Genomic DNA, 6,856 nt, shown 5'->3' with positions numbered 1-6,856 from the left:
TATTGCCGGTCGCTCTAAATCCGGCCGTCCGTGACCGCCTGCTTGATCCACGGGATGACCTCGTCCAGCATGACGTCAAGAGGCGTGTCCGCGGTGAAACCCAGGACGCGCTGGGCCTTGTCCACGTTCGGCACCCTCTTGGCCACGTCGTACTGGAAGGGGTCGTCACTGACGTACCGGAACTCCACGTCCGGGCCCTTGATCTTCTTCCAGATCAGCTCAGCCAGTTCAAGGACCGTGGTCGACCGCGCGGTGGAGAGGTTGAAGTCCTCGTTGAGAGCGTCCGGATGCTCCATCGCCGTCACGATCCCCGCGGCCAGATCCCCACCGTAGGTGTAGTGCCGCACCTGGCTGCCGTCACCGAGAATGTGCAGCGGGTCCTGGTCCTTGAGCACCTTCTGCACCAGGTCGGGCACCACATGGCTCATGGCCAGCTTCACGTTGCCGGACAGCACCTCGACCTCGCCGAGCGCTCGGCCCTCGCCAACACCGACACAGTTGAAAGGCCGTGCGATCGTGTAGGGCAGCGCGTACTGGTCCCAGGCCGCCCGGGCGAAGTACTCGACCGCGAGCTTCTGGAAGCCGTAGGACGAAAGCGGCGGCGCGACCTTGCGCTCGTCTCCTTCCACCGACGGCCAGCGGTCGGTCGACTCGAACACCATGGACGAGCTGAGGTACGTCACCTTCCGCAGCCGCCCGCCAGCGCGGAAGACCCGGATAGCGGCATCGCAGGACGAAGCAATGATGCGTTCGTTGGTGGCGAGGAGATCATATGCGTAGGTGTGGAAGTAGGAAATTCCACCGATCATGGCCGCACCGGCGATGAAATGGTCGCAGTCAACGAGTAGCTCGCTCAGCAGGTCGGTGTCCCGCGCGTCGCCCTCGATGAACCGGTAATTCGGATGATCATCATAGCTGCGAGCGACCGGCCCGTACTTCGAGAGGTTGTCCAGACCCACCACGTCGTATCCACGACCCAGGAGATCCTGCACGACATAACCACCGATAAAACCGGCCGAACCGGTCACCAGAACAGTTGCCATCTGTTTCATTCCTTACTATCTGTCAGGGCCTCCGCCGACATGGCGGAACCAGTCTTCGCGCCACCTTCGAGTGGAGCCTTACCAGCGTTCTCGGCCTTCGGGACACGCGGTCGGGGATAGCTTCCGTTTCGTGGGCCGGGACCGCCGGATCCCGCCGTGTGCCGTAAGGCCTGTAACTCGCCGACGGTCAACCGCCGACCGAAGGCGAAGCGGTACCACTGGAGGTACTCGGGCAGCCAGCGAGCAAGGTCAAAATTTGACTCGCCCAGCGCCCGGTCAAGCCATATCGTCGGGATCTCAGCGACGGGCAGGCCGAGACGACGGGCCTTGGCAGTCAGCTCAAGACCGATCTCAAAACCAGATCTGCTATCAATCCCCACATTACGGACGAAACTCGTCGAATACGCCTTGAAACTGTTCGTCGCGTCCCGGGTGCCGATACGCGTGAGCAGCGACAGGGACCTGCCGGCCGCGCGCGACAACACCCGTTTGACCAGGGGGCCACCCACCTGCTGGCCGCCGGGCATGTAACGGGATGCCGCGGCGACCACCACACCGCGGTCAACCAACCGCGCCAGCTCGTCGATCTGGCGCGGATCATCGCTGCCGTCCGCCATCGTCACCACGGTGACCGGTGCGACCGCGTGCTCTATACCGAAACGGATCGCGTTCGCCGGCCCCCGCCCGTAGGTGTTGCGGACCGGCCGCACCCGCGCGTCCTTCTCCGCGTAGGCGACCAGACTCGGCACCGTGCTGTCACCGTCGAAATCGTAGATAACCATGATCTCGCAAGGGAGAACCACGGATTCGAGCAACCGGTCGAGTACTGGGACGATAGCGTCGCCCTCGTTGTAGACCGGCATCACCACCGACACCCGCGGCGTCATCGGATATTCTCCGTACCGCCCGCGGCCGAGAAATAAATCATACCCGCACGCCCGCACCGAGCAAGTTCCAGATGTCGATCACTGGTTTTTCGGTCCGCAGCTCGGCGTAGTCCGGATGCGGCGCGGCTATGATGAGGAGGTCCGCCCGCTCGACCACAGTCTCCAACGGCAGCAGGCGGCCGTCGGTACTGACATACGGATCCGTGCAGAGCGTACCGGCCGCCGAGTAGTCGAGAATGCGGCGCAGCTTGTACGACAGGCTTGCCCGAGTGTCGTCGCTGCCGGCTTTGAAGGCCATCCCGAGTATGCCGACAACCATCCCGGCAAGGTCGAAACGTTCCTTCAGGCGGGAGACCAGGTAGAGCGGGAGGCCCTCGTTCACCAACATCGCGGCATGGCCGAGAGCGAACGTGTTGTTGGTTACGGCCGCCAGCTGCATCGTATCCTTGAACAGGCATGGGCCGGCGGCGAGGCCCGCGCCGGGCAGGTCCGCCGCCCGCGGATAGTTGTGGCCCAGCGCGTCGCGGATGCGCTCGAAGTCAAGATCGAGATCATTCGCAATCATGTAGAACTGGTTGGCGGTCGCGAACTTGATGTACCGCCACGTGTTGGTGAACAACTTCGCGAGTTCAGCCTCTTCAGGCTGAAGATCCACGATCTCGTTGGTCAGGGCGGCGAAGAGGGCGGTTGCCCGCGCCCTGGTGGCGTTGGAACGGGCGGCGACGATCTGCGGAAGCTCGAACAGCTCGGTCATGGCCCGGCCCTCGGCGATGCGTTCCGGGCAGAAGGCGACCTGGACGTCCCGACCGATCTCCGAGATGAGTTTCTCCACCAGCGCGGTCACGCCCGGATAGACGGTGCTGCGCAGGATCAGCAGCTGGCCGTCGACGAGACGGTCTGAGAACGTACGTATCGCCCTGGGCACCACCTGCGGGTCGGGGTTGAGATGCCCGTCCACCGGCGTACCCACAACGACCACCACGTGCTCGGCTTCGGAGATCACCGCCGGATCGGTCGTGGCGCGCAGCCGGCCCGCCGCCGTCATTTCGGCGAGCGGTTCGCCAGCGCCCGGCTCCCGGAAGGGAAGACGACCATCGTTGACGACTCTCACCGCCGCCGCGTCGATGTCATACAGGAGGACCCGCCGGCCGCGCGAAGCCAGCGCGACACCCAGCGGAAGCCCTACGTGGCCGCAGCCCCCCACGATGACCACGTCCGTTGGGAACGACGTCACCGCGGGTCGAACGGTGTCCGTGTCGGTATCCCGGTTCTGTGTCACTGTCTCCCCCAAGAGCTCTTCAGCGTAAGCCCGTCGCAGAGTTGCGGCGGTTCCCCAGCGCGGACCGGCCAGGCCACGACTTCCCGTACCGTAGATATGATCATGAATCGACCATCGACGGATCACTCGATACGACAGAAGCCTCGATCAACGAGGCCACCGGCGGAAAGCCGACCCCGGGGTTAATGGACAGCAGCAGTCGTAGTGCCCGTCCGTGGGCCGGCGAACGGCGGGCGCGCAGAGCCGCGTTGAGTACCAGCAGCCAGCGCATCGCGTGCGCGGCAACCAGACCTCGGCGATGCAGTTGCAGCCGTACTCTGTTCATCTGGCCCAAGGCCCATAACTGCGGCGTTGCGTGCCGTTCGTCACCGAGCTGGACAGCGCCCGCCGATGGTACATAGCGAAGCAGGAAGCCATGGTCACGAGCGCGGAGAATGAACTCGGCCTCCTCCGAAGGAAGGAAAAAGGACTCGTCCCACGGGCCCACCGCATCCAGGCACTCTTTGGAGATCAACATTGCGGCACCGGACGCCCAGTCCGCGACCTGGGGTGCGGCGTACAGGCGATCATCCATGATGATCTCGCCTAATGTCGCCATCCGCCCGGACCGGTCACTGCCAAGCAGCGCTTCGCCCAGCGCCCGGAGCACTGTGGGTTCACGGCGCAGTGAGTGGCGCACCTGGCCACGCGCATCGCGCAGGCTCGGTACGCAGATGCCGGTGTCAAAGGGCCGCAGGGCCGCCCACAGCGCCTGGACGCTGCCGCGGTCCAGCCGCACGTCGGGATTGATCACCAAAACCGCGCGCCGCGGTGTCAACGCAGCCAGGCCAGCGTTGACACCCGCCGCGTATCCACTGTTGGCGTCGGTCGCCAACAGCAGCACGTCAGGACTGGCCTTGGCCGCCAGCAGCGCCGTGTCATCAACCGAGGCGTTGTCGACGACCACGGCCCGCCAGGAGAGCTCGCCCTCGAAGGCCGCTGGCAGTGCGGCCAGGCAGTCCACGATGACATCAGCGTTGTTGCGGGTGACGACAACCACCGTCACATCCGGCGCATCCGGCCGCTCCGCATCCGCCGGCCAGGCAGCCACGGCGGACGACGCCGCGACCGGCCGCTCGGCGGAGCTGGCCGGCTGGAGATCCGCGGTCACCGTGGCCCCCGCGCCGACGGGACCAACCCGGCGTCGGTGGCCGGCTGCTGATGGTGAACACCCCACGATCCGGCTGGAAGCGGATACGTTCCAGCGAGGACGCGCCGGCTCAGCCGAAGCTGGGCGGGTGGCTGTCTGCTCACCAGCGTCCGCCAGATGAACAGTGGATTGCCGACCAGATACCGGCGCCACATCCGGCGTGGCTCGACACTGAGACGCCACACCCATTCCAGCCGATTTTTGATCATCCAATCCGGGGCACGCGGAACCCGGCCAGCCGTGAAGTCGAGGAACGCGCCGACGCCGACGCCGAGCCGTACGCCCGTGGCCTCCAGATAGCGGTCCAGCCAGAGCTCCTGCAACGGGTTGCCAAGCGCGGTCACCAGCAGATCCGCTCGCGCCGCCCTGATTTCCTCAACGACGGAATCCGGGTCGTCCGCCCAGCCGTAGCCGTCCCGTACACCGGCGATGCACAGCCCCGGAATCCGCGCCCGCAGCGCCTCGGCGGCCTGGCTGGCCACAGCGTCGCGACCGCCGAACAGGAAGACCCGATACCCCTGTTCGGCGGCAAGGGCGAGTAACACCGGAGTGAAATCCGTACCGTTGAGATTCGCGGCAAAACGCAGGCCTCGCATCCTGGCCGCGACCGCGACGCCGATACCGTCCGGCAGCACCAGGTGCGCCCGCTGCAACGCGGCCCGATAAGCGACATCGGTGTAGGCAAGATTGAGCGAGTGCGCGTTGACATAGGCCACAAGGGCGGGCCGGGGATCTTCCATCGCGGTCCGGACCGCGATACGCGCGTCCGCGACCGTGAGGCATACCAGAGGGATGCCCTGCAGCTCGATGGACGGAAGGGATGCGCTTTCCTCGGTTACTCCGCGCAGCATCCCTCGAACGAAGCGGCTGCGGGTTGAGGGCAAGCAGGCTGAGGGTAACCCAGAATCCGCGTCGGCGTTTACCGACAGCTCACTCTCGCCACCCACGGCTACACCAACGACAGCACAATCCCTAGACGACTGAGCCCCCGTCATCCATCCCCCCAGGTATGGCATAGTCCGGTCTACTCAATCAAGCCTAGCAGATTCGGCTAGCGCCAGTATCACCGATGACGGCCCCGGAGCACAGTCATGGACAACCCCTCGTCATGGAATCAGAAAACCACCGTCGGAGCCACGGGAGCCCGTTAGGAGCGACAGCCGAGGGCGACGAGTGCGAGCCTCTCCACAAATACAGGAAAAGGCCTGGTGAGAGCCTCATCAAGCCCTGCTGGGGATAACGGCACGGCCCACCGTATCGATCAATGGGCCGCACCAATCATCTGGTCAGCCAAAGGCTGCGCGGCCGGAAGCGCGGCCGGTGCGGGTGCGGGTGCGGGTGCGGCGGACGCATGAAACTTATGATCATTTTTTTCGATACGATCATCAGGCTGGCCCGACAGCCGCCACATCGCTCCGGCAAGCCCCAGCAGTAAAAAGAGCAGACCGCCACACATCGGGAAGCTGAGCGCGTCAAAAGTCGCGAAGCTGACCATTGCCGCCCCGATGCCCGCCGCGATTGCCTGAGCAAGATCCTTATAAATTGGATCTTCGTTACGTCGCCGGGCGCCCCGAGCCGTGAAGATCCCGACCAGGAAGACCAGCAACAGGAGAACTAACCCGATCAGACCGGCATCCACGATGGTCATCAGATACTGGTTGTCCAGGAACCTGTACAGGCTCGGGATGAACGTTCGAAAACCCCGCCCGAACAGTGGATGCACGGCAATGTACTTCGCGGCCGCGGCATAGTCCTCGGTACGCCCTTTGGTACTCGGGTCGTTGCTGATACCGGTGAACAGGCTCGTGATCGTACCGAGCAGCCCGGGAATCGCTACTCTCATGCCGACAAGAAACAGGGGCATCACCTTGAAGGTGGCGAGCCGCCGACGGCGGTCCCAGCTCGGGATGATGAACACGGCGACCACCGCGATGGCAAGAATTGCCGAGCGTGACACCGACATGGGCAGGGCCACACCGATGCTGGCCGCCGCGAGCCAGCGTCGCACCTTCAGCTTCGCCGGCGCGGCGAACGCACGGCTTATCGCGAGGGGCAGCAGCATCGCCAGTACAACGCCAAACTCGATCGGATGGCTCGCGGTACCGGTGATCCGGCGGAATATCGACCGGGCGGAGATGAGATCGAGGGTACCGTTCACCCGCAGGCCCGGAATGTGGATGTAACCGGCGATGTTGAGCCCGATCGAGAACTGCAGGATGCCGAGAACCGCGAGAAAGACACCCATCGCCACGAGGCGGCCGATCAGAACATCCAGCCGGTGCCACGACCGGACGCCGTCCGCCGTTATCAGGGCCACGCCGGCCCAGGTCACCAGGAGCAGCAAACCACGGTCAGCGGCGCGCAGCTCCTCGGGAACGATATCCGCGCGCAGCGCGCCGGCCGCATAGCTGCCCAGCACCATCGTAGCCAGAAAAACCATTGCTATACGGATGGGCTG

The 6,856-nt window shown here is 64.7% G+C and carries 6 protein-coding genes; all 6 read right to left on the bottom strand.

Going from position 1 to position 6,856, the window contains the following annotated elements; translation table 11 throughout:
* Window positions 1-14: 14 nt before the first annotated feature.
* A complete protein-coding gene (locus MJ783_RS11480) occupies window positions 15-1,043 on the bottom strand; it encodes an NAD(P)-dependent oxidoreductase (protein ID WP_239310393.1) in 1,029 nt (342 codons plus the stop codon).
* Window positions 1,044-1,048: 5 nt separating this feature from the next.
* Window positions 1,049-1,930: a glycosyltransferase family 2 protein gene (locus MJ783_RS11475; RefSeq protein ID WP_239310392.1), complete on the bottom strand. Its 882-nt coding sequence runs from the start codon at window positions 1,928-1,930 to the stop codon at window positions 1,049-1,051.
* A 37-nt stretch (window positions 1,931-1,967) separates the two neighbouring features.
* Window positions 1,968-3,209 carry a nucleotide sugar dehydrogenase gene (locus MJ783_RS11470; RefSeq protein WP_239310391.1) on the bottom strand — a complete coding sequence of 414 codons (1,242 nt, stop codon included), beginning with the start codon at window positions 3,207-3,209 and terminating at the stop codon, window positions 1,968-1,970.
* Between the two features lie 100 nt (window positions 3,210-3,309).
* On the bottom strand, window positions 3,310-4,359 hold the full coding sequence (locus tag MJ783_RS11465; protein WP_239310390.1) for a glycosyltransferase: 1,050 nt from the start codon (window positions 4,357-4,359) through the stop codon (window positions 3,310-3,312).
* Window positions 4,356-5,249 (bottom strand): WecB/TagA/CpsF family glycosyltransferase, encoded by an 894-nt coding sequence (locus MJ783_RS11460; RefSeq protein WP_239310389.1) that lies wholly within the window; start codon window positions 5,247-5,249, stop codon window positions 4,356-4,358. Before MJ783_RS11460 ends, MJ783_RS11465 begins: the two co-directional genes overlap by 4 nt.
* A 410-nt stretch (window positions 5,250-5,659) precedes the next feature.
* Window positions 5,660-6,856, bottom strand: a 1,197-nt coding sequence (locus MJ783_RS11455; protein ID WP_239310388.1) for an O-antigen ligase, incomplete at its 5' end; no start/stop codon positions are given.

Source organism: Protofrankia sp. Cj3, assembly GCF_917627355.1.
GTDB lineage: Bacteria > Actinomycetota > Actinomycetes > Frankiales > Frankiaceae > Protofrankia.
Note: the sequence above shows the minus strand (reverse complement) of the source record. Positions and strands in the feature narration are given on the sequence as shown.